Origin of the sequence: Methylocapsa aurea (genome assembly GCF_000746085.1) — a bacterium.
GTDB lineage: Bacteria > Pseudomonadota > Alphaproteobacteria > Rhizobiales > Beijerinckiaceae > Methylocapsa > Methylocapsa aurea.
In genome coordinates, this window is the sequence record NZ_JQKO01000016.1 from 54,040 (window position 1) to 74,091 (window position 20,052).

Below are 20,052 nucleotides of genomic sequence, written 5' to 3' on the forward strand. Positions count from 1 at the left end.
GCGGCAATAACAGTCTTTAGGCTCATCTGAAGAATGTAAACGCGCTTTGGTCGAATGCCATGAGCAAGCCGTGAAGCCATTCGTCAGCCTCGCCGAAGCCCTGTCGCAAATCATCTGCCTGGACACGCGGATGCGTCAACGCCTCGCCGCTTTTGTCGGCGCGCAAGGTCAGATCAATGCTCCTTTGGCCGAAGTCTATGATCAGCTGGTCGCGCGCCTGGTCAAGGCCAGGGTCGGATAAAGCGCGCCGCAGACTGGCGACCCCATGCCTCCTTTTTTCTGTCCGGACCAAAGCGGCAGGCTCGTGACGCTGGAGGACTTGACGGGCGTCGGCCGCACGATCTTGAGCTTTCATTGCGGCCACTTGCGCCCAATCCGCCAAATCGAGCTACACGGCCTTATCGAGGCCAAGCCCGCCTTCGCGTCTCTTCAAGCGACAGTCGTATCGATCATTCCGGAGCCGCAAACATGGACGGGGCCTTTGGCGCATGACCTCGATGAGGAACTGATCCTCCTATCGGATGTCGACAACGCGTTCGCGTTTTCGACCGGCTCGTTTATTGGGTCGGCGACAATGCCATTGACTTGATGAAAGCGTGCGGATTGAACCTCAGCCAATATCAAGGCAACGGCAGCTGGACGCTGCCGTTCCAGCGACCTTCGCGCTCGATCGAAAACTGCTGCGTTATCGCGCGCTTGGTCAATCCTGATTTTCGCACCCGCATGGAGATCGATGAAATCTCGCGGCCCTCGCGCGCATAGCCCATCCGGCTGCGATCACGACGTCCCGTCCAAAGCGCCGGGGGAGCCTCGCGATAGCCGGCCGCTATCGAAGTCCAAGCCAAAGGATATTTCAACTTCGTCGGCTGATTGCTCATAGTTCATGCGTCGGTGCGGGCCGACGACGGCTCCGGCCGCGACGATTGATCGGACAACAAGGAAACGACCATGCAACGCAAGCTTCTTTTCCCTGCGATAATGGCGGGAACCATCGCAGTCGCCATGGCGCCCTACGCATTGGCGGAAGCCGTAAAACCAGGAACTTTCCGTACAGAGGCAATGCACTATATGAAATCCATGAAAGTGCCGTTGAGCGAGGACAGGTCCTTGAATGTCCACATCCTCGAGATGGACGGCAAGCGGATGGCGCTCGTTCCCATAGAAGAGCTCAACGCGCTCCTGAGCCGCGCCGAAGGCCACAGCATGAACATCGGAAATTAGGGGAGAGTCGATCTTTCGGTAGTCCCGGGCGCGGCAATGGCGCTCGGGCGCGCCGGTTTCACAAGAGGTCGACGCCTTGCCAATGGAGCGCGATGGCGTTTTCGCGGTGAGCGGAAGAAATCAGCGTCTCATGGATCCGGCCGTTGGCGGCCGGGGCGCGCCAAGATCGCCGGCCCCGGGCGTGGCTCCAAATCATCTCCCTGGCGCCAGACGTAAGGGAGGCAAATCCCGGAACTTGGAAGCCGCAGGAGGCACTGCCGTATGCTGGCGCTCTGGCGGGCAGTTCAACGAGACGTATTGAGGTCGGGATCAGGAAATTCACACCGCTCCAACGCAATGACGCGCTCGTCCTCGTCCCTCACCCCATCGGCTCGGTCGCCGGACGGCATTCGTGGAGGTAGAAGCCTTCGATAGGATCGACTTCCGCTTCCCACGGTGCGCCCTCGATCACCCGCCGTGCGTCGTCATAACCGGCCGCCCAGCGCGCGCGGATTCCTTTGCGGCTGAAGTCGATGTCCTTGGTGTGGTCCTCGCCTTCGAGCGGCGGCGCGAGGAGCCGGACCACGTGCATGCGGGTGAGGCAACCATAACTCGCCATATCGCGCGTGTCGTTGGCGTTGCGTTCGTTCTCCGGCAAGCGCATGGCCAGTTCGGCGATGATATGGCGCAAGCGGTGAATTTGCTTTTGCCGCCTGATGTGGCTGATGGCGCGGCTCGAATATTGAATATCCTTCTGGCGGTTCAAGATCGCCGTGATATTGTCCGGCTCTGGCCCATCCGGGTTCCACATATGAACCGCGAACACCAGCGAGTCGCGGCGGCGGGCGTCGTCGAAGATCGCCTCCACCGGAGTGTTGGAGACGATGCCGCCGTCCCAATAGAGTTCGCCGTCGATCCGCACCGCCGGAAACGCCGGCGGCAGAGCGCCCGAGGCCATCACATGGCGCACCGTGAGCGCCTCGTCGCGGCTGTCAAAATAGCGCATTTCGCCCGTCCGAATATTTGCCGCGCCGACGGTGAGCCGCGTCGGACCGCTGTGAATCGACCCGAAATCGACGAGTTCCGACAAGGTGTTTTCGAGCGGGAGGGTGGAATAATAGCCGGCCGCGTCGACTGGCAAGCGGACGTTCGCTCCAAAAAAGGCCAGCGGATTGGGTTTGAAGAAGGCCGGGATTCCGGCCGCCAAGGTCAGCCAATTCGCCCAGGCGCGGCCGACGCCCGGAACGCACGAGGCGGCTTCGAAAGCAAGATCATGCGCCACGCGGCTCCAGAATTCGTCGAGCTTCGCCAGACGTTGGTCCGGCGCGTTGCCGGCGATCAGACTGGCGTTGATGGCGCCGATCGAGGTGCCGATCACCCAGTCCGGTTCTATTTTGGCCTCGTGCAGGGCTTGATAAACGCCCGCCTGATAAGCGCCGAGCGCGCCGCCGCCTTGCAGCACAAGGACGACCTGGCCGAAATCGGCGATGTTCCGCCGCGCGGCGGCGCCGTTTCCGGCGCGTCCGACAGCCTTGCCCGGATCATCGAACGGTTGAGCCTGCGTCATTGTCGCCCCTCCAAAGCCTGGCTTCCTCGATTTTACCGGCGTAAGCGCGCCAAGCTTACTTGGCGGCCACGCTCGATGTGATCGAGGCGACGACTTTGGAGGCCATCTTGAACGCGCCGTCCCGGTCCGCGATGTGGTGGCGGCGCGCGATCCAGGCAAAATCCGTATAGACGGCCCAAACGCGTCCCTTGGCGTCCTGCGTTACCAGCAAGCGCACTGGCCAGTCGAGCCCGGCGTTCGGGTTCGACGTTAGGAACTGGATGCCCAGCGGCGGGTTGCCGAAAGTCAGCAGGGTCGAGGGACGAAGCTCGATGCCGGCGTCGGCGGCGAGCTGAGCCTGGTCGATCGCCGAGAAGAACTTGATGCCCTTCTTCTCGACATCCGCCTTGATCCGGCTGATCGCTTCCTCGACGCCATATTGGCTTTCGACCCTGACGATCCCATTGCCGGCCGACGCGGCGTCGGCCGGCATCGCCTCCGGCTCGGTCAGAACGAGCCCCGTCGCGATCGCTAGGGCGGAAACAGCAAGCTTGAGGCGTTTCGACATTGGGCGCTCCGATCATTCAACCAACGCGCGGACGTCGCGCGAGGCGCAGCGGCGGAGAATGGCGAACGGACGCTCCGAGTTGAAATACAGAGTGGCTTTCAAGTCGATAGCGGTTTGCTATCGCCGCGCGGAACCGAATGCCCCCCGCTTCCGATCAAGCGGCCTCGACTCGCGACGAAGCCCCTTTTCGGATCTCGGCCGGCCAATCACCCGCCCGGAGGAGATTCATGAAGGCGCCGACCGCCCCCGACCTTTTCCGTCCGGCCACGGCATACATGACGATGGCGCGGCCGAGTTCGAGCCCTTCGACCGGCGCGAAAGTCAGGCAGTTCGACAGAACCGCGCTTTCGGGCATGAGCCCGACGCCAAGGCCGGCCTCGAGCAAAACGAGATGATCATGTTCGGAAACGATTTCATGCGAGACCTTCGGGCCTATTTGCCGGTTTTTCAAAAACGCGGCGAAGTCCCGGGTCGCCTCGCAGCACGACCGGACGATCAGGCGCTCGCCGGCGAAATCCTCGGGCTCGACGGCATTGCGTCCCGCGAACCGATGGGTCTTACCGACGACGACCTGGACGCGCTCGGAAAAAAGCGGCCAGGATTCCAGCCGGTCCCAGGATTCGGCCAGCGGCCCCGCGAGGGCGATGTCGGCCTCTCCTTGGCGCAAAAATCCGGCGATCTCGTCGCGGGCGCCGCGCAACAGCCGCAGCTCGAGGCCATCGAAGGCCCGGCTCAGTTCGGTCAGATGCGAGACGAACAGCGACAGACCGAGAGAATGCGAAAGCGCGAGCGTCATAGGCGCGACTGCGCCTTTTTTCAAAGAGGAGGCGAGGTTTTTCGCGGCGGCGGCGCTGTCGTGGCACTGCTGCAGAAAAGGCGTCATGCGCCGACCGAATTCGGTGAGATGGGTGAGGTTGCGCTCCCGCCGGAAAAGATCGTCGCCGAATTCTTCCTCCAATTGCTTGATGGCGCGCGTGAGCGAGGGCTGCGCGACATTGCATTCCTCAGCCGCGCGGGTGAAATTGAGCAGGCGCGCCGCCGCGAGAAAGTAGCGAACCTGGTGCATTTCCATCGGCGCCCCCGCCTCCATTCAAGTCTCGCGGCCCAATGGCCCACCGCCATTGCCCCGCGCCATAGCCTATCGCTATCGAACCCTGCCGCAAACGCTATTTCAACCGCACTTGCGCCACCGTTAGGCTTGCCGCCGGATATTTGGCGCGCCCCGGACCGCGAATTCGGGGCGTCGATGGCAAGTGGAGTTTTTCAATGAACACTATGAGCAAATCCCAATCGGCCAATGGAGTGCGCGGCGAACTCGCCGGCAAGGCCGCGATCGTCACCGGATCGACGAGCGGCATTGGCCTGGGGATTGCTCGGGCCTTGGCCTCGGCCGGCGTAAACGTCGTGCTTAACGGCTTCGGCGACGCCGCCGGAATCGCTCGGATCCGCAGGGATCTGGAGCAATCCTTTGGCATAAGCACAATCTATTCGGCCGCCGACATGTCGATGCCGGCCGACATCGAAGGAATGGCGGAAGCGGCGCGACAGACCTTCGGCAAGGTCGACATCCTCATCAACAACGCCGGCATCCAGCATGTGGAGGCGGTCGAGACCTTTCCGCCGGCGAAATGGGACGCCATCATCGCCATCAATCTTTCCGCCGCGTTCCACGCCATCCGCGCGGTCGCCCCGGAAATGAAAGCGCGCAAATGGGGCCGCATCATCAATATCGCTTCAGCGCATGCGCTGGTCGCCTCGCCTTTCAAGTCGGCCTATGTCGCGGCCAAACATGGCGTCGCTGGCTTGACCAAATCGGTCGCTCTCGAAATGGCCGAACATGGCGTCACGGTCAATGCGATCTGTCCCGGCTACGTGCTGACGCCCTTGGTTCAAAAGCAGATACCCGAAACGGCAAAGGCGCGCGGCTTGACCGAAGAGCAGGTCGTGAGGGACGTGCTCCTGCACGCACAGCCGACCCGGCAATTCGTCACGACAGAACAAATCGGCGCCCTCACCCTATTCCTCTGCACCGCGGCAGGCGCCTCCATCACCGGCGCGGCGCTGCCGATCGACGGAGGATGGACGGCGCAATGAAAATTAACTTATCCGCCGCGCTTGGCTTGGCTCGTGATGCGCTCCCTATCCAAATTTGCGTGCGGCGTATAGTCTTCGGGGCCAATGCGCTCGTCGGCTGGTTGGCGGGCCACGCTGTCCGTTGAGAAGCATCGCATGAAAGAACTGACGCTTTCCCAGATTCTCGAAGAGGCGTTCGAGCGCGCGCGCGACTTGGACGCGCCGCTTGGCGCCCGTCTTGAATCCTTCGCGGAATCCGTTCGCATGGCGAGCCCGGCGTTTGCCGAAGCGGTGGACCGGCTTGTCTTGCGGCTCAATCTCAACGGTTCTGGCGCCACGGCTCCGGCTGTCGGCGATCCAATGCCGTCCTTCATGCTGCCAGACGACCAGGGGCGTCTCGTCACCCTCGAAGCACTGCTCGCCAAAGGCCCTGTGGCGGTGTCCTTTCATCGGGGGCATTGGTGCCCCTATTGCCGGATCAATACAAATGCTCTGGCCCAGGCGCAATGCAATGTTGAGCCTATCGGCGGTCAGATCGTCGCCATCACGCCCGACTTGCAGCATTTCACGACCGCGCTCAAATCGGACGCCGCGGCAAAGCCGTTTCCAATCCTGACCGACGTCGACAATGGCTACGCGCTTTCGCTCAATCTCGCGATTTTTGTCGGTCAGGAGATGCAGAAGTACATGAAGAACGCCGGTTGGGACATTGCTCCCTATCAAGGCAACGACGCTTGGATCTTGCCAATCCCCGCGACTTTTGTCGTCGGCCGCGATTCCATCATCAGAGCCCGCTTTGTCGATCCCGACTACAGGAAACGTATGGCGATCGACATCATCGTCGACGCTCTAAAAGCTTGCTAGCGAGGGTTCCGTTCGCCGCGAATTTGTGATCCGCGCAGTCGCACAATGTCTTGAAAAAGTGCTGAATAGCAACCGCTTCGACCATCGCAGCGAGGCTGCTTGCGGCCCGATCTGGCTGAACGAAAGCCGGAGGCTATGAAGTTCATAGCTATTCGATAGTTCCTCGAACCCCTGATTTCGCAGATCCTGTCATCGTTGACGCTGGTTAGTCATGCCTAGGCGTATGGACACGACATTGACAATGGATCACCGCCGTCTCGTCAGCGGTCTCCCGTCGGGCCCGCATGCCGCCGAAGCGTCGTGCAGCCAAGCGGAGCGCCAGGACCGATCTCGAACCGGGGAGAGCCAGGTATGAAAATCGCCGTCAAATTCTTGTTGGCCGCGGGAATTGCTTTCGCCTTGCTCACGCTTCGCGTCGCTGCGGCCTATTCGGCGTGGAGCATTTCCCTAAATGACGGAAAGGCGCGATGAATCGAATTCTTCCGCGAGGGCTTTCTCGGAACACGCAAAGTTTATCGTCCCGATCTGTAATCAAAGACGGCGCGGCGGCGAATATCTTGTTGTGGGCGCGACGCAAGCCCACCGTTCCGAAGTCCGTTCCAACCTAAGGATCGTAGGCAGACCACCATGCAGATGCATTCCTGTCATTCGCCACACTGCCGCCTTCGCGTGACGAGGGCCCGCCTGAATGTCTTTCTAACCGCGCTCGGCGTCATCGGCTTAAGCAGTCTCGGAAGCCCGGCGGCGGCCGAGCCTGCTGCGCTGATCAACCCGCCGTTCGTCGACGTTCCGAGCGCGACTCAGAGCGGAACCGAAAAAGCGGCTTTTTGCCGGCGGCTGCTTCTGGGGCGTTCAGGCCGTGTTCCAGCATACAAAGGGCGTGACGAGCGCGGTTTCGGGATATGCCGGCGGTGCCTCGGCCGCCCCAAGTTACGAGCAGGTTAGCTCCGGCGCCACGGGACACGCGGAATCGGTCGAGATCACGTTCGATCCAAAGCAGATCTCCTTCGGTCGCTTGCTGCAGATCTATTTTTCCGTGGCCCATGACCCAACGCAGATGAACCGACAGGAGCCCGACGAGGGCACGCAATATCGATCCGAGATTTTTGCCGTCAGCGACGCTCAGCAGCGCGTAGCCGAGGCTTATATCGCGGAGCTCGACAGGGCGCATGCGTTCGGCCGCCCGATCGTGACCAGGGTGGAGCCGCTGACGGCGTTCTACCGCGCTGAACCCTATCATCAAGACTATGCGACGCTCCATCCCGGCAACGCCTATATCGCGCATTACGATCTGCCCAAGGTCGCCAATTTGAAAAAGCTCTTCCCGGAGCTCTATCGCGAACGGGCGGTGCTGACCGACGGCAATCGCCAATAACGATGGAGTCCTGACAATGCAACGGCGCGACCTATTGCTGATGTTGATCGTGGCGGCGTGTGGCGGCGCGGCGCTGCCTGCTTGGCGGCGGGCCAAAGCGGCGGAGTTCGAGGTGACGAAGACCGATGTAGAATGGCGGGCCGCGCTCACGCCCGCCCAATATCAAGTGCTTCGGCATGAGGCGACGGAGCGGCCCGGCAGCAGCCCGCTGCTTCATGAGCATCGCAAGGGCGTGTTTGTTTGCGCCGGCTGCGAACTGCCGCTCTTCAGGTCGGAGACCAAGTTCGAGAGCGGGACCGGCTGGCCGAGTTTCTGGCGTCCGATGGAGGGCGCGGTAGGCGAGAATGTTGACCGGAGCCTCGGGATGGAGCGCACCGAGGTGCATTGCCGGCGCTGCGGCGGGCATCTTGGCCACGTCTTCAAGGACGGTCCGCCGCCGACCGGCTTGCGCTACTGCATGAACGGCGTCGCCTTGAAATTCATATCGGAAGAAAGCTGACGGTTCGATCAAAGCGGTCGGATCTCTCTTAATAGCTTCGGGACTCGCGGTCCTGCCTAGGCAAGTCTCGCGTTAAGTCCTCAAGACGCCGGCCCGAAGTCATCTCCGCGCGGCGGAGTTGCGCGCGCCCGCCGTGGCGTAGATATGTTGAGGAGTAAATGCCATGAACGCCAAATATGCTATCACCCGCTGCGCCGCTTTGGCCTTTGTCGCCGCCGGCTTGATGTTCGCCGGCGCCGCTTCCGCCGAGGACAAGATGAAGCCCGAAGGTGCGACACAGGACAAGATGAAACCCGACGCCATGAAGACGGATGCGATGAAGCCGGGCGCCATGAAGTCCGGCTCGGACGCGATGAAGGGCGATGCGATGAAATCCGGCCATATGGGCGGCGACGCGATGGGCGGCGAGAAAAACTGATTCCATGCGACGAGCGCCTGCTCCGACCTCTGGCGCTGGAGCGGGCGCTCGGACGCCGAACAAACGAAGAAAACCGGGGAACAGTCATGACTGAAACTCCAGAAACAGGCCTGGCGACGCCGTCGCAGAGGCCGCGTCGGCTGGCTGTTTACCGGCACGCGCGCGTCACCCGGTTAACCCATTGGATCAATTTCCTCTGCGTGAGCGTGCTGTTGTTCAGTGGCCTGCAGATCTTCAACGCCCATCCGGCTCTGTATTGGGGGCAGTTTGGCGCCGACTCCGATCCCTCAATATTCGAGCTTGGAGCCGATGAATCGAGGGCCGGCCCGCCGGTGGGGTTCGCCAGGATTGGTTCGTCAACTTTCGACACAACCGGGATCCTTGGCCTCTCGCGCAACGCCAGCGGCGGATTCGCGCAGCGCGGATTCCCCGCGTGGTTGACGCTTCCAAGCTGGCGCGATCTTGCCATGGGGCGCCGGTGGCACTTCTTCTTTGCTTGGCTGTTTGTCGCCAACCTCCTGGTTTATGTCGCGGCCGGACTAGCCAACGGGCATCTTTGGCGCGACCTCCTGCCCAGCTGGCGGCAGCTGCGGCCGAGGTCTCTTCTCCAAGATGTCGCAGATCACCTACGGCTGAAATTTCCGCGCGGCGAGGCGGCGCGCCATTACAATCCGCTCCAGAAACTGACCTATCTGGGCGTCATCGGCGTGCTGTTGCCGGCAATGATTTTGACTGGCCTCGCCATGTCGCCGGGGATGGACGCTATCCTGCCGTGGCTTGTTGATATGTTCGGTGGACGCCAATCCGCGCGGACCATCCATTTCATCGCAGCCAGCCTGATCGTGCTTTTCGTTTTTGTTCATGTCGCGATGGCGCTTCTGGCCGGACCAGTGAATGAGCTGCGCTCGATGATTACTGGCCGATTCCTCATTTCCGTCGAGGATAAACATGAGTAGAATTCAACTCCCCCGGCGCCGGTTTTTGGCTCTGAGCGCGGCGGGCCTCGGCGGCGCGCTGCTCGCTGGCTGCGACCGCCTCTCTGAAACCTCGGAGGTCCAGGAGGTTCTGTCCTCAGCGGAGTCGCTGACCTATCGCGTTCAGCGTCTGCTCGGCGGCCGCGATGCGCTCGCCCGTGAATTCACCGAGGCTGATCTCTCGCCGGTGTTTAAGGTGAATGGCAGCAGCATGCCTGAGGGCGAGGACTATGCGGCCCTGCTGGAAGGCAATTTTGTCGACTGGCGCTTGCGCGTCGAGGGGCTGGTCGCCAATCCGCTGGATTTGTCGCTTGAGGATCTGCGCAAACTGCCGCAACGGACGCAGATCACGCGCCATGATTGCGTCGAAGGATGGAGCGCCATAGGCAAATGGCGGGGCGTTCCGCTCGCCATTGTGCTTCAGCGCGCTTCCCTTCTACCCACCGCCCGCTTCGTAGTATTCCACTGCGCCGATGTTTATGAGCGAGCCCTGGACGGGACGGGCCAATATTACGAAAGCATCGACTTGATCGACGCCTTCCATCCGCAAACCATTCTTGCGCATAGTCTCAACGACGCGCCGCTTTCCGTTGGCCACGGCGCCCCGTTGCGGCTGCGGGTCGAGCGGCAGCTCGGCTACAAGCACGCAAAATACGTGATGCGCATCGAATTGACCGATCGTCTCGACCGGTTCGGGCGCGGCAAAGGCGGGTTCTGGCCCGATCGAGGCTACGAGTGGTACGCGGGAATCTGAACCGGATGCGCGCGTGTAGTGGAAACTGTTAGCTGAGCTCAGGCGATTGGCCGAATTGATTTAATCACTACGGCGGAGGCCTGAGTCATGACGATTGGATTGGGCTTTCCAATCATCACGCTTTGCCGGAAGGACGACCGGTTGATATTGAGCGGAATCATGCATGTACTGAAAGTCCGCTCTCGCTGTGCCGACTGCCCGAAGAATTCTGGCCCCTACAGGACGATCTACAATCGCTTCGCCCACTGGAGCAAACGGGGAATTTGGCAGAAACTCCGCTGATCCGCTATCCGGCCATAATTGCCGGAAACCATCGTGTCTGATTCCCCTCACGCAAACCTTGGGTTCGGTAATTCGAAGCGACGGGAGAGCTCACCGGCAATCCCCTGCCCTAAGCGAACGCCTATGCGATGATCAAGAGGCGCGCCAAAAGCCGCTGGCGTCACCACGCATGTCGGCGACCACACGTTTCGGGCAACGGGCGTCACCGCTTATCTGGGAAACGGCGGCACGTTCGAACGCGCCGGGCAGATGGCGAACCATGCCTCGACACGCAGGACGCAGATTTGCGACCATCGCGCCGCGGAAGTCACTCTCGACGAGGTGGAAAGGATCGGCGCCTAAATGCGCGGACTTACGATATGTGAGGTTTTTGCGCGTTAGCCCCCGGTGCACGAATCCGAGCGCGCGCGCTGGCGCCATCAAATTCGACCGAGCGAGCCCCACTCAGGGGTAACAATTTCGATGATGAACTTTCCGGTGCCGAAAGGGTCTGGGAGAATCACGTAAGTAAAACTATCCTCTGGATCGATTTTCTTCACATTCACGATAGAGGCCGCTGCGGCATCTTCACATTCGAAAGCGTGGTATTTCATAATGCCTAGTGCCCTTGGCTGCGCTGGCGCTCTTCGCCCCTTAGCTGCTATCCGAAGTACGCATGTTTCAAACCATGTCGCTCCTCTACCCGCGATCTCTTGAACACGCTGGCGACGAGCCGAACCCGCAAGCGGCGTCCGCGCTCTGGGCCTCCACTCCTTGAGGTCAATGATCTTGGCGTCAGACTTTTCGGCGAGGCTTTGCCAGCCATCGACATTTCACACGACCATTTGGCTTGACTCCGTCAGCGCCCAATTTGCGCCGCGCGCCCGGCGATCCGGGTCCGGTCGCCCATTAGCCGCTCTCTGGCTTTCTCCTGCTTGCCGGCTGAGACCGCCGGGGAACGCCCTGTTCGCGTCACTTGGTGCGGTTGCGCCAAAACTACGCTGATCCGCTATCCGGCCATAATCGCCAGAAACCATCGTGTCTGATTCCCCTCACGCAAACATTGGGTTCGGTAATTCGAATCGAAACACCGTTCCCCTGCCGACGGTGCTTTCGACGCTGATGGGGCAATCGTGCAGGGTGAGAATCCGGTTGACTATGAGCAGCCCAAGTCCACCAGTGACTCTGCCACTGCGCCGGCCAAGTGGCGAAGCACGGTCGAAAAGCCTTCGCATATCCTCCGGTCTGATCCCCGATCCCGAGTCTGCAACGCTAACTCGGACCCTTCCGACGCGCTGAAGGACATCGATCCGGATCGTTCCACCCGCCGGCGTGTGCCGAAGCGCGTTGTCCAGAAGATTGACGAGAACGCGCTCAATCATACCGATATCAGCCAGCACGGGCGCGCTTCCATTTAAGATATTGGCATAAACAACCACGTTTCTGTCTTGTGATGGAAGTTCGAATTTTTGCACGACGTCTTGGATAAGTTCGGCCAAGGAAAAGACTTCGAGCAGGGGCTGAATGTCAGAGCATTCCAAGTTGGCCAGATCAAATAGTTCCTGAGAGAGACGTCCGACCTTAGCGCTTTGACGAAGCGCAATATCGAGATAGCGGTCGCGTTCTTCCGGAAGCAACGTCTTCGTCTTTCGTCGCATGGTCTCTAAATAGCCGTGAAGTGCGGTAAGCGGCGTTCGAAAATCGTGGCAGACATTGGCGACAAGCTCCCTACGGAGCTGCTCTTGTTGTTGCAACTCCCTGAACTGCTCTGTGATCCGATTTGCCATGAGTTGAAATGCACGGGCGAGGCGGGAAATTTCATCGTCGCCTTTGGCTAGGGGACCGGGAACATCAAGGCATCCGGCGAAGCCCTGCCGCTCCAGCCGGCTGACCGCGGCAGTCAGAGCATTGAGCCGTCTTGTGATCGCCGCGAAAAGCAAAAGGCCGAAACAGATTGTCAGGACGAACGCTCCTGCCGATATAACGCTGGCAGTGCGGAAAATCCGGCCCTCCCAGAGATTGGCGGCAAGTTGCTGATAGGCTTCTCCCGCGAGAACGACATAGAGATAGCGATCGACTTCACCGTTTTTGATCAAGGCCGCGGTGCTGAAAATTGCGGCCTCGGCGCCGCTCCTGGGATCATCTCCGAAGATTGGGAGGTTTACGTTTGAGTTGGAGTTGGACAGGAACCTCTGCACCGGGGCGAGATCGATGCGATCTCGCTTGAGATGCCCTGCCGGCGCAAGATGCATCTCTATCCTCCCGGATTTGTCCAAGAGGTAGACCTCGATGCTGGGATTCACCATCATCAGCATATGAAAGAGCTCTTCGATCGCCTTTTGATCAAGTCCGTCAGGACCCAAGAGCGGCAATTGAGTGGCGATGTGCTGGGCGAGGCCTCGGTTCAACCGCTGCACCAGCTCCTGCTGGTGATAATGCACGGTCGTGAAGCAGAGAAGGCCGAGCAGCCCACCGAAGGTTAGCATCAGAAAGGCGAACGCCAGAGCAATGCGTCCGTAAAGGGAGTGAATCATGGCCGCGATGCCGACAACGAAAGGGAGTGCCTGAATTTGTAACCCACGCCCCAAACCGTAACGATATTGGTTGGATTTGCCGGCTCGGGTTCAATCTTGGATCGCAGCCGATTGATATGTGAATTCACGGTATGCTCATATCCGTCATGACTATAGCCCCAAACCTGATCGAGGAGCTCCAGCCGGGTGAAGACACGGTTGGGATGCTGAGCGAAAAAATATAGAAGATCAAACTCGCGCGGCGTAAGAATGACGGGGCATCCGCTCAAGCTGACCTCACGGGCCGCGACATCGAGGCAAAGTTCGCCAAAGCGCATCATGGCGGGACGAAGGCGGGTCGATTCAATCTTGAGTCGATCGATACGCCGAAACAGAGCGCGAATCCGCGCGGCTAGTTCCAGGACGGAAAACGGCTTGGTCAAATAGTCATCTGCACCCAGTTCCAGACCGAGAATACGATGCGCCTCGGCCGATTTGGCGCTGGTGATGACGATAGGCGTATATTCGGAGCGCAAGCGCACCTGACGGCAGATATCAAAGCCGTCGACGCCTGGCAGCATGAGGTCAAGGACGATGAGGTCGTAGCTTCCGATCTCGATAAGGTGAAGACCTCTCTCCCCGTCTGCGGCGTGATCGACGACAAATCCCTCGTCGCGCAAATTAACGCGCAAAACCTCAGCGATGTCTGGATCGTCTTCTATCACCAATAAATGTCGCATGCTGGTCACGATGTCGCTATTCCCTTCGGACGAACCCATCCATGGACTGGGGAAGCGGTACGCCAATCGGACCGATTTGATCAAGCTCCGCATGGAGCCTTTCGGCCAATATCGGTAGCCCCGCGCGGCATCCCTTTCACCCGAGTTTCCGAGGCTTTATTTTGCGGATCTTTCTTGCCGCATTCTTATCAAGATCTCGAGTGACCACACAATTTGTTAGTCGCGTGATCGCTCCGTGAGGATTTCGGGACGCTTTGCTCGCAATAAGGTGCTGCCCAATACGGGCTCTAGGGGACTTTGCGGTCCGGTTTGGAGATCCAGCATGACATTGAGTTTGAAAGTGACAGGATTGTGCATTGCCGCGCTTGCAGCCATCTCCGCTATATCGAGTCCGGCTTCCGCGGAGGCCGAGCGGGAAAGATCGCACGGCGCCGTCTATACGATGAGCAACGCAAGCGAGGGCAATGCCGTGCTGGCGTTTCGTCGTGCGGCGACGGGGGAACTTACGCCGGCGGGTTCGTTCCCGACCGGTGGCCGCGGAACCGGTGGAGGCCTCGGCAATATAGGCGGCGTCGTGCTGAGCCAAGACCAGCATTGGCTGTACGTCGTCAATGCCGGCAGCAATGATATTACGGTTTTTGCGGTCGACGACGATGATCGCCTCACCCGCGTCTCCAAGGCGGCGAGTGGCGGCGACCATCCGATTAGCATCGCGGTCGATGACGATCTTGTCTATATCTTGAACGCGAACAGCGATTCGATTACTGGATTTCGTGCTACGGAGGCTGGCCACCTGGAGCGTATCTCCGGCTCCACCCGGGCGCTCGGCGCAACCGGCGTCAATCCTGCCCAAATATCTTTCAGCCCTGACGGCCTCAGCCTCGTCATCACCGAAAAGGCGACTAACAATCTGGCCGTCTTTGGCGTAAACCGCGCCGGCCTCCCTGACAGCGCGCCAACGATTCAACCCTCGGCCGGCCCCACACCGTTTGGGTTCAGTTTTACCAAGCGCCGCACCCTGTTGGTCACCGAGGCTGCCGGCGGCGCAGCAAATGCAAGTTCCGTTTCATCTTATCGTCTCGGCCGTGATGGTCGCCTCACCCTTGTTGAAGGCGCCGTCCCGACCAAGCAGACAGCAGCCTGCTGGATCGCGGTGACGCCAGATGGGCGCTATGCGTACACAAGCAACGCCGCCAGCCAGTCCATTACCGGATTCCAGGTGAAGCCGTCGGGCGATCTTACTTTGCTTGACGCGGACGGAAAGACGGCCAGCACGGGCCTCAGTGGGAACCCCCTCGATAGCGTGATCAGCCGTGATGGGCAGTTCCTCTATACGCTGAACGGCGGCAGGGACACGATCAGCGCCTTTAGGATCAGGCAGGACGGCGGGCTCACACCGATCGCAACCTTGTCGGGTCTCCCGGCGAGTGCGGATGGCTTGGCGATCCGCTAATCGCTCTCCGACGAAGCTGATACGCCGCGTCCAAGGCGCGGCGTATCACATAATGGCATCCGATCTACGCGGCGCCGATACGATCTCTAAGTATCGCCGAAAAGCGCGCGGCTGCAAGCCGCGTTGAACGGCGTTTGAACTGCACGCCTGACCAAAATCATCGGCGAGTGCGCCACCCGAACGGATCGACGTCCGCATAGCAGTTGTCGTCACCGTTAGCCGATCGCTTATTTTCCCGTTCGGTTATCTTGATGCACACGGTTCAGCGTTCAATGTCGAGCTTTCCATGAAAAATGTCCGGGAAAGCTACGCGCGCACTGCCGGCGATAGACATCGAAGATAGAGCAATTGCGGAGGCGATGGACAGACGCCACGCGAAAGCGCTTGGTCGAAGGTCCGATGGGCAGGGATCAAGGCGAGGCGTCAAAGTCTTGGCGGGGGAAACGCCCAAAACATCGTGCGGTTGCTTTTGATCACTGACCCTTCCCGCCCGCCTTAGCTTGGAATTCACGCGCGAAGGCGTCGAGCTCCTCTTCCGGCACGTCGGATACCGCGCAATAGACGAGATCCTGTCCCGTCCATCGCATGAGGCTGAAACCTCTGACCGAGGTTGGAGAGATGGATGGCGCCAGCCTGGCTGGCAACGCGGTCAGGCTTATCAAATGGCTGCGCAGTCGGTAGACCAGCGTCGGCGCTGGCGTGCCATCGATGACATCAACCCTTCCTCCAACAAGGATATATCCACGTTCCGCGAGGTCAACAACCGGCGGCGAAAACGCAAGACGCGTATCGAACCACGGCTTGACCGTATGCCGATCCGTTGAGACGACATCGACTGGTTGGGCCGCTAGCAAACTGCGCATGTGGTCGGAGACCAATGTTTCGCTAATGGAGGGGGTCCGATCAGCAATGAATTGTGGGGCGAGGGCTCCCGTCAAACCGACGCTGACAACCACCGAGGCCGCCAGCGCGAACCAGCTTGGGCGGGATGGGACGCGCAACGAGCGCGGACCCTTGATCGCCGCTTCGGCGGCAAGACGGGCCCGCAATTCCAGTGGCGCCCGCCCACGGGGCAGAGCTCTTCGAATGGCTGTCCGAAGGGCGGTCAGCTGGTTCCATTCCGCGGCGAGTATCGGGTCTTGCGCAATCCTCTTTTCAATTTCCAGCTGCCCCCCCGCGTCGAGCTCTCCGTCGAGCGCGGCCTGCATGAGAAGCCTTATGTCGTCATGATTTTGCGTCGTCATGCCGGCGCCTCCGCCAAGGAGCGGATCAACAGGGAGCGCGCCCTTGCGAGGCGCGACATGACCGTGCCGATAGGCACCTGCAGAACCTCCGAAATTTCGCGATAGCTGGCGCCGTTGATCTCGCGCATGACGATAGCTTCCTTGAAGAGCAGCGGCAGCCTTGAGACGGCGTCCTCCAGTCGTTTCGCTTCGACGCTGGCGATGAGTTCCGACTCGGGCGTCGCTGTTCTGAGCTCGTGGTCAGGCATCCTGCGTTCGGCGTCCTCCAGGTCGTCGGTCATTATCACGGTCTTCGGCCTGTTCTTTGAAATCCAAGTATGCGCGGCATTGCGCACGACTGTCAGCAACCACGCGCGGCTACTTTGGCCGGCGAACCCATCCAGTCCCCTGAACGCGCGAAGACATGCATCCTGCACGACGTCCTCGGCGTCCGTCGCGTTGCCGGTAAGCCAACGCGCGAGAGAATAGGCGTCGTCGAGATGGGGTGCGATCACCTCTTCGAAGAGACGCTGTTTGGCCTGAGCCGCTTCTCCCTGCATTCGCTTTGCGTCCGATCAAGGTTCGACGATCATTGGGCCCTTCAGCTGCGAATAGGGGCGCCGAGAGTATTGGCGCCTCTCGGTCCCGTTGGAAGTGAATCGAAACGGTCGCACATTTCCAACGCCTCCGAGTTGGAGGCCTTGCCAAGGCCTCCGATAGAATGATTGTCGCAATTATTGGCTTTGGGCTCGTAAGAAGGCGATAATATCTGATCTGTCCCGCGCATTCGTGACCGTAAAAAACATCTTGGCTCCGGGAACGAGGCTTTGCGGATCCATGAGCCACTTGTCCAGTGTTTCCTCGTTCCAGACAATCCCGGAATTTTTCAGCGCCGGAGAATAGGAATAGTCAGAAACCGCGCCGGCCTTCCTGCCGAAAACGTTTCCATGTTTGGGACCGACATCATTCTGCTCGATGGAATGACAATCGGTGCAGCCCTGATAAAGCGCTTCGCCGCGGGCCGGATCGCCAGCAGCATAACAAGGCGAACCAACGGCCAAAAGAAGGAGCGCAACCATGCCGCCAACTCGCGGCATGGCTTGGGGAAGCATTCTGTTCACGCCAGAGTTTTCGCGCACACTGGAACATGCTGGATTTTGCATCTTGAACATTCCTTGAAGCATTACTGATTCCGCAGCGGCCGTTGCGACGAATCGGTTTGGCGCGTCAACCGTCGGAAAGCGGCACATCCGTCGTCGCGAGCCGGCGGTCGCTTTGGCGGTAGACCACGGTGGTGACGCCAAGCACGGATCGGAGCTTGTCCGCCGGCACCAGCATCGGCCCGGCCGTCGGGGCCTTGCCCGGCTCAGGTTGCGGAAAGGCGGTCGAGCGGGCGGTATGGAAGGTGACATTGCCTTCGACTTTATGAACGATCTGATGAATATGACCGTTAAGCACCGTGACCGAACCGAAGGGCTTTAGGAGCGTAAGCGCCTGAGCGGATTCTTCTGTGCCCCAGCCCCATTCCGGATAGACGGCCCAAAGCGGAATATGGCTGAAGACGACAATTGGCGTCGAATGGCTCTTGCCCTTCAGATCTTCCGCAAGCCAAGCAAGTTGGTCGGCCCCGAGTGAGCCTGCGCCATTCTTCTTGAGTTCAACGACATTGACCAGAGCAATGAAATGGACGCCGGACTGGTCGAACGAATACCAGCCCCAGCCTTTGCCGCCTGATTTCTTCGCGTAGCGTTCGAAATAGGCCTTGCCGGACTTCTCGTCGACGATATCGTGTTCGCCCGGCGCGTAATGCGTGACGAGGCCCGCCTTGCCGATGATCTGATCGGCGGTGTCAAATTCCTCGGGTTTGGCGAGATGCGTAATGTCCCCAGTGTGGATCAGAAAAGCAGGCTTGTTGCTAAGTGCGTTGATTTTCGCGACTGCCTCCTCCGCCGTTGTGGCCGCGTTTGGGTTGGCGGGTTTGGCGAAGCCGATATGCGTGTCGGATATCTGAAGAAAGCTGAACCCGCGTTCGGCCGCCTGCGCCTCGCCGACGCCCAATATATGCGAGGACTTCGGAACGCCGCCGGAAACCGTCCACACAATCCCCGCGCCAGCCCAGGCCATACATTCGAGCACGCCACGACGGCTCACATCCCCAACTGACTTATCCGACATTTTCCCGCGCTCCATGTTCAGCCGGCGTTTTCCGGCTTCATAGGTTAAGACTCGGGTGGATCGCGCTTTATTCCGAGGAATGTGAGAAATATTTTGCGGATCACTTTTCCGGGCTTTGTCGGAGAAGTCTGTCTCATACCCGACTTGAGGTCAGTCCAGACAGCATTTGTGCGTCGGACGGCCGTTGTGCGCAGGCCGTTACAGCACTAACGTCGGCGGCATATCTCTGGCGACTATTTGTAAACGCTGTATCACGCCGTATTAATAAAATGACGGTCAATGCTCGACAACTAGGCCGTCAAAATTTGCTACCTTTGAGTTTTAAGGGAAATTCGGCAGCTCAAGAAATTCTCGGTCTCGATGACTATCGAGATCAATTGATGGATTGTCGAAATCTCCAGCGCGGACGGCGGCGTCGGATTGGCAGCGAAAGGACCATCGAGCGCGATCCTAAACCGTCGGCCAATGGGCTGACTCAGCGACAACGGAATTGGCAAAGGCTTTGGCGGAGGGCTTGGCGGCCTTCCCGCCCGGAAAGACCGCATGCAGTTCGACCGAACCCATGTCCCAATCAGGTAAGACCCGAACGAGGAAGCCTTCCTCAAGCTCTCTTTGGCAACCAACGCTCGCCATCGAGGCGAGGCCGAGCCCGGCCACCGCCGCGGCTGTCGCGACTTCGTTGACTGTCGCCGTCAGCCGGCCACCCACCCACACGGAAGTCGCCTTGCCGTCCTTACGGAAGGTCCAAGCGGGGCCAAGGCGCGACGGCCCGAGAATAACGGAATGCGCCGCGAGGTCGTCGGGCGTCTGGGGAACGCCCGACCTTTTGAGATAGGCTGGCGAAGCCACGATCACACGCGGCCATGTGCCGATACGGCGCGCCACTGCCGTTGAATCTGGAAGCGCCCCAAACCGCAGTCCCACATCGATGCCTTCATTCACAAAGTCCTGACGCAGATCGTCAGTCAGCAGTTCGACCCACAACGCCGGATGCTTCTCCATGAATCGTGGAAGGCGTGGCGCGATCTCCCTGATGGCGAAGGTGGACGAAACGCCGACACGCAAAACGCCGCGCAGCTCGCCTGTCCCGCGCACGGCGTATTCGGCTTCGTCGAGCGGGGCCAGGATCGGCTCAATCCGTACCAGGAAGTCAGCGCCTGCCTCCGTCAGTGTGACAGCACGCGTGGTGCGCGTGAACAGAGGTCCGCCCATCTCGCGCTCAAGGGTCGCAATCATACGGGAAACCGTTGGCTGAGGGATGTGAAGTTCTCGCTCCCGGCCGAGAAGCTGCCCCGCCGGGCGACACGAACGAAAAGACGCAAAGACGAGAGCCGATCATTCATGGCTGAAATAAATAACTCAAATCAACAATCACTGCCTACCGAATTTTATTTGGATAAATCATTTTCCTAATTG

The 20,052-nt window shown here is 59.9% G+C and carries 23 protein-coding genes and 1 pseudogene; 12 read left to right on the forward strand and 12 right to left on the reverse strand.

Annotation, left to right across the window (positions count from 1 at the left end):
- Positions 1 to 70 precede the first annotated feature (70 nt).
- Entirely contained in the window at positions 71 to 241 is a 171-nt protein-coding gene (locus tag DL86_RS12150; protein ID WP_156964620.1) for a hypothetical protein, read from the forward strand.
- Between the two features lie 24 nt (positions 242 to 265).
- Positions 266 to 589 (forward strand): peroxiredoxin family protein, encoded by a 324-nt coding sequence (locus tag DL86_RS12155; RefSeq protein WP_036261781.1) that lies wholly within the window; start codon positions 266 to 268, stop codon positions 587 to 589.
- A 31-nt stretch (positions 590 to 620) separates the two neighbouring features.
- On the opposite strand, the gene DL86_RS20130 is transcribed toward DL86_RS12155, so the two are convergent.
- Positions 621 to 767 (reverse strand): hypothetical protein, encoded by a 147-nt coding sequence (locus DL86_RS20130; protein ID WP_162180431.1) that lies wholly within the window; start codon positions 765 to 767, stop codon positions 621 to 623.
- A 181-nt stretch (positions 768 to 948) separates the two neighbouring features.
- On the opposite strand from DL86_RS20130, the gene DL86_RS12160 reads away from it, so the two are divergent.
- Positions 949 to 1,221: a hypothetical protein gene (locus DL86_RS12160; RefSeq protein WP_051953303.1), complete on the forward strand. Its 273-nt coding sequence runs from the start codon at positions 949 to 951 to the stop codon at positions 1,219 to 1,221.
- A 358-nt stretch (positions 1,222 to 1,579) separates the two neighbouring features.
- Here DL86_RS12160 and DL86_RS12165 read toward each other — a convergent pair whose 3' ends face one another.
- The 3 genes from DL86_RS12165 to DL86_RS12175 all read right to left on the reverse strand — a co-directional run bounded on the left by DL86_RS12165 (position 1,580) and on the right by DL86_RS12175 (position 4,386).
- Positions 1,580 to 2,767, reverse strand: a complete 1,188-nt coding sequence (locus tag DL86_RS12165) for a patatin-like phospholipase family protein (RefSeq protein ID WP_051953305.1) — start codon at positions 2,765 to 2,767, stop codon at positions 1,580 to 1,582.
- A 55-nt stretch (positions 2,768 to 2,822) separates the two neighbouring features.
- Positions 2,823 to 3,314 (reverse strand): DUF302 domain-containing protein, encoded by a 492-nt coding sequence (locus DL86_RS12170; RefSeq protein ID WP_036261782.1) that lies wholly within the window; start codon positions 3,312 to 3,314, stop codon positions 2,823 to 2,825.
- 154 nt (positions 3,315 to 3,468) lie between these two features.
- On the reverse strand, positions 3,469 to 4,386 hold the full coding sequence (locus DL86_RS12175; RefSeq protein WP_051953316.1) for a LysR family transcriptional regulator: 918 nt from the start codon (positions 4,384 to 4,386) through the stop codon (positions 3,469 to 3,471).
- 203 nt (positions 4,387 to 4,589) lie between these two features.
- On the opposite strand from DL86_RS12175, the gene DL86_RS12180 reads away from it, so the two are divergent.
- The 8 genes and pseudogenes from DL86_RS12180 (at position 4,590) to DL86_RS20830 (ending at position 10,553) form a co-directional block, all read left to right on the forward strand.
- Positions 4,590 to 5,408 (forward strand): 3-hydroxybutyrate dehydrogenase, encoded by an 819-nt coding sequence (locus DL86_RS12180; RefSeq protein ID WP_036261783.1) that lies wholly within the window; start codon positions 4,590 to 4,592, stop codon positions 5,406 to 5,408.
- A 135-nt stretch (positions 5,409 to 5,543) separates the two neighbouring features.
- A complete protein-coding gene (locus DL86_RS12185; RefSeq protein ID WP_036261880.1) occupies positions 5,544 to 6,251 on the forward strand; it encodes a peroxiredoxin-like family protein in 708 nt (235 codons plus the stop codon).
- A gap of 633 nt (positions 6,252 to 6,884) precedes the next feature.
- A pseudogene (gene msrA, locus DL86_RS12190) lies at positions 6,885 to 7,626 on the forward strand (peptide-methionine (S)-S-oxide reductase MsrA).
- A 16-nt stretch (positions 7,627 to 7,642) separates the two neighbouring features.
- A complete protein-coding gene (gene msrB / locus DL86_RS12195) occupies positions 7,643 to 8,125 on the forward strand; it encodes a peptide-methionine (R)-S-oxide reductase MsrB (protein WP_036261785.1) in 483 nt (160 codons plus the stop codon).
- 163 nt (positions 8,126 to 8,288) lie between these two features.
- Positions 8,289 to 8,543, forward strand: a complete 255-nt coding sequence (locus DL86_RS12200; RefSeq protein ID WP_036261787.1) for a pentapeptide MXKDX repeat protein — start codon at positions 8,289 to 8,291, stop codon at positions 8,541 to 8,543.
- 86 nt (positions 8,544 to 8,629) lie between these two features.
- The gene (locus DL86_RS12205) at positions 8,630 to 9,499 is read left to right on the forward strand and encodes a cytochrome b/b6 domain-containing protein (protein WP_084572884.1); all 870 of its coding nucleotides are present in this window, start codon (positions 8,630 to 8,632) and stop codon (positions 9,497 to 9,499) included.
- Positions 9,492 to 10,271 carry a molybdopterin-binding protein gene (locus DL86_RS12210; RefSeq protein ID WP_036261788.1) on the forward strand — a complete coding sequence of 260 codons (780 nt, stop codon included), beginning with the start codon at positions 9,492 to 9,494 and terminating at the stop codon, positions 10,269 to 10,271. The genes DL86_RS12205 and DL86_RS12210 overlap by 8 nt, the downstream gene beginning before the upstream one ends.
- 87 nt (positions 10,272 to 10,358) lie before the next feature.
- Entirely contained in the window at positions 10,359 to 10,553 is a 195-nt protein-coding gene (locus tag DL86_RS20830) for a transposase (protein WP_084572885.1), read from the forward strand.
- A gap of 419 nt (positions 10,554 to 10,972) precedes the next feature.
- Here the strand turns inward: DL86_RS20830 and DL86_RS19875 are convergent, their stop codons facing one another.
- From DL86_RS19875 to DL86_RS12220, 3 genes are all read right to left on the reverse strand, one after another.
- Positions 10,973 to 11,146 (reverse strand): hypothetical protein, encoded by a 174-nt coding sequence (locus tag DL86_RS19875; RefSeq protein WP_156964623.1) that lies wholly within the window; start codon positions 11,144 to 11,146, stop codon positions 10,973 to 10,975.
- Positions 11,147 to 11,584: 438 nt separating this feature from the next.
- Positions 11,585 to 13,066 carry a sensor histidine kinase gene (locus DL86_RS12215; protein ID WP_036261790.1) on the reverse strand — a complete coding sequence of 494 codons (1,482 nt, stop codon included), beginning with the start codon at positions 13,064 to 13,066 and terminating at the stop codon, positions 11,585 to 11,587.
- Positions 13,063 to 13,869: a response regulator transcription factor gene (locus DL86_RS12220; protein WP_202899200.1), complete on the reverse strand. Its 807-nt coding sequence runs from the start codon at positions 13,867 to 13,869 to the stop codon at positions 13,063 to 13,065. Before DL86_RS12220 ends, DL86_RS12215 begins: the two co-directional genes overlap by 4 nt.
- Before the next feature lie 358 nt (positions 13,870 to 14,227).
- Here DL86_RS12220 and DL86_RS12225 point away from each other — a divergent pair, with 358 nt between their 5' ends.
- Positions 14,228 to 15,238, forward strand: coding sequence for a lactonase family protein (locus DL86_RS12225; protein ID WP_210165409.1), 1,011 nt, complete (start codon positions 14,228 to 14,230; stop codon positions 15,236 to 15,238).
- 473 nt (positions 15,239 to 15,711) lie between these two features.
- On the opposite strand, the gene DL86_RS12230 is transcribed toward DL86_RS12225, so the two are convergent.
- The 5 genes from DL86_RS12230 to DL86_RS12250 form a co-directional block, all read right to left on the reverse strand.
- Positions 15,712 to 16,482 (reverse strand): anti-sigma factor family protein, encoded by a 771-nt coding sequence (locus DL86_RS12230; protein ID WP_036261793.1) that lies wholly within the window; start codon positions 16,480 to 16,482, stop codon positions 15,712 to 15,714.
- Complete coding sequence (locus DL86_RS12235; RefSeq protein WP_036261794.1) at positions 16,479 to 17,021, reverse strand: sigma-70 family RNA polymerase sigma factor; 543 nt, start codon at positions 17,019 to 17,021, stop codon at positions 16,479 to 16,481. Before DL86_RS12235 ends, DL86_RS12230 begins: the two co-directional genes overlap by 4 nt.
- A gap of 174 nt (positions 17,022 to 17,195) precedes the next feature.
- Positions 17,196 to 17,645, reverse strand: a complete 450-nt coding sequence (locus tag DL86_RS12240; protein ID WP_245276354.1) for a c-type cytochrome — start codon at positions 17,643 to 17,645, stop codon at positions 17,196 to 17,198.
- A gap of 43 nt (positions 17,646 to 17,688) precedes the next feature.
- Entirely contained in the window at positions 17,689 to 18,636 is a 948-nt protein-coding gene (locus DL86_RS12245; RefSeq protein ID WP_036261891.1) for a metallophosphoesterase family protein, read from the reverse strand.
- A gap of 450 nt (positions 18,637 to 19,086) precedes the next feature.
- Complete coding sequence (locus tag DL86_RS12250; protein WP_210165410.1) at positions 19,087 to 19,872, reverse strand: LysR family transcriptional regulator; 786 nt, start codon at positions 19,870 to 19,872, stop codon at positions 19,087 to 19,089.
- Positions 19,873 to 20,052 lie beyond the last annotated feature (180 nt).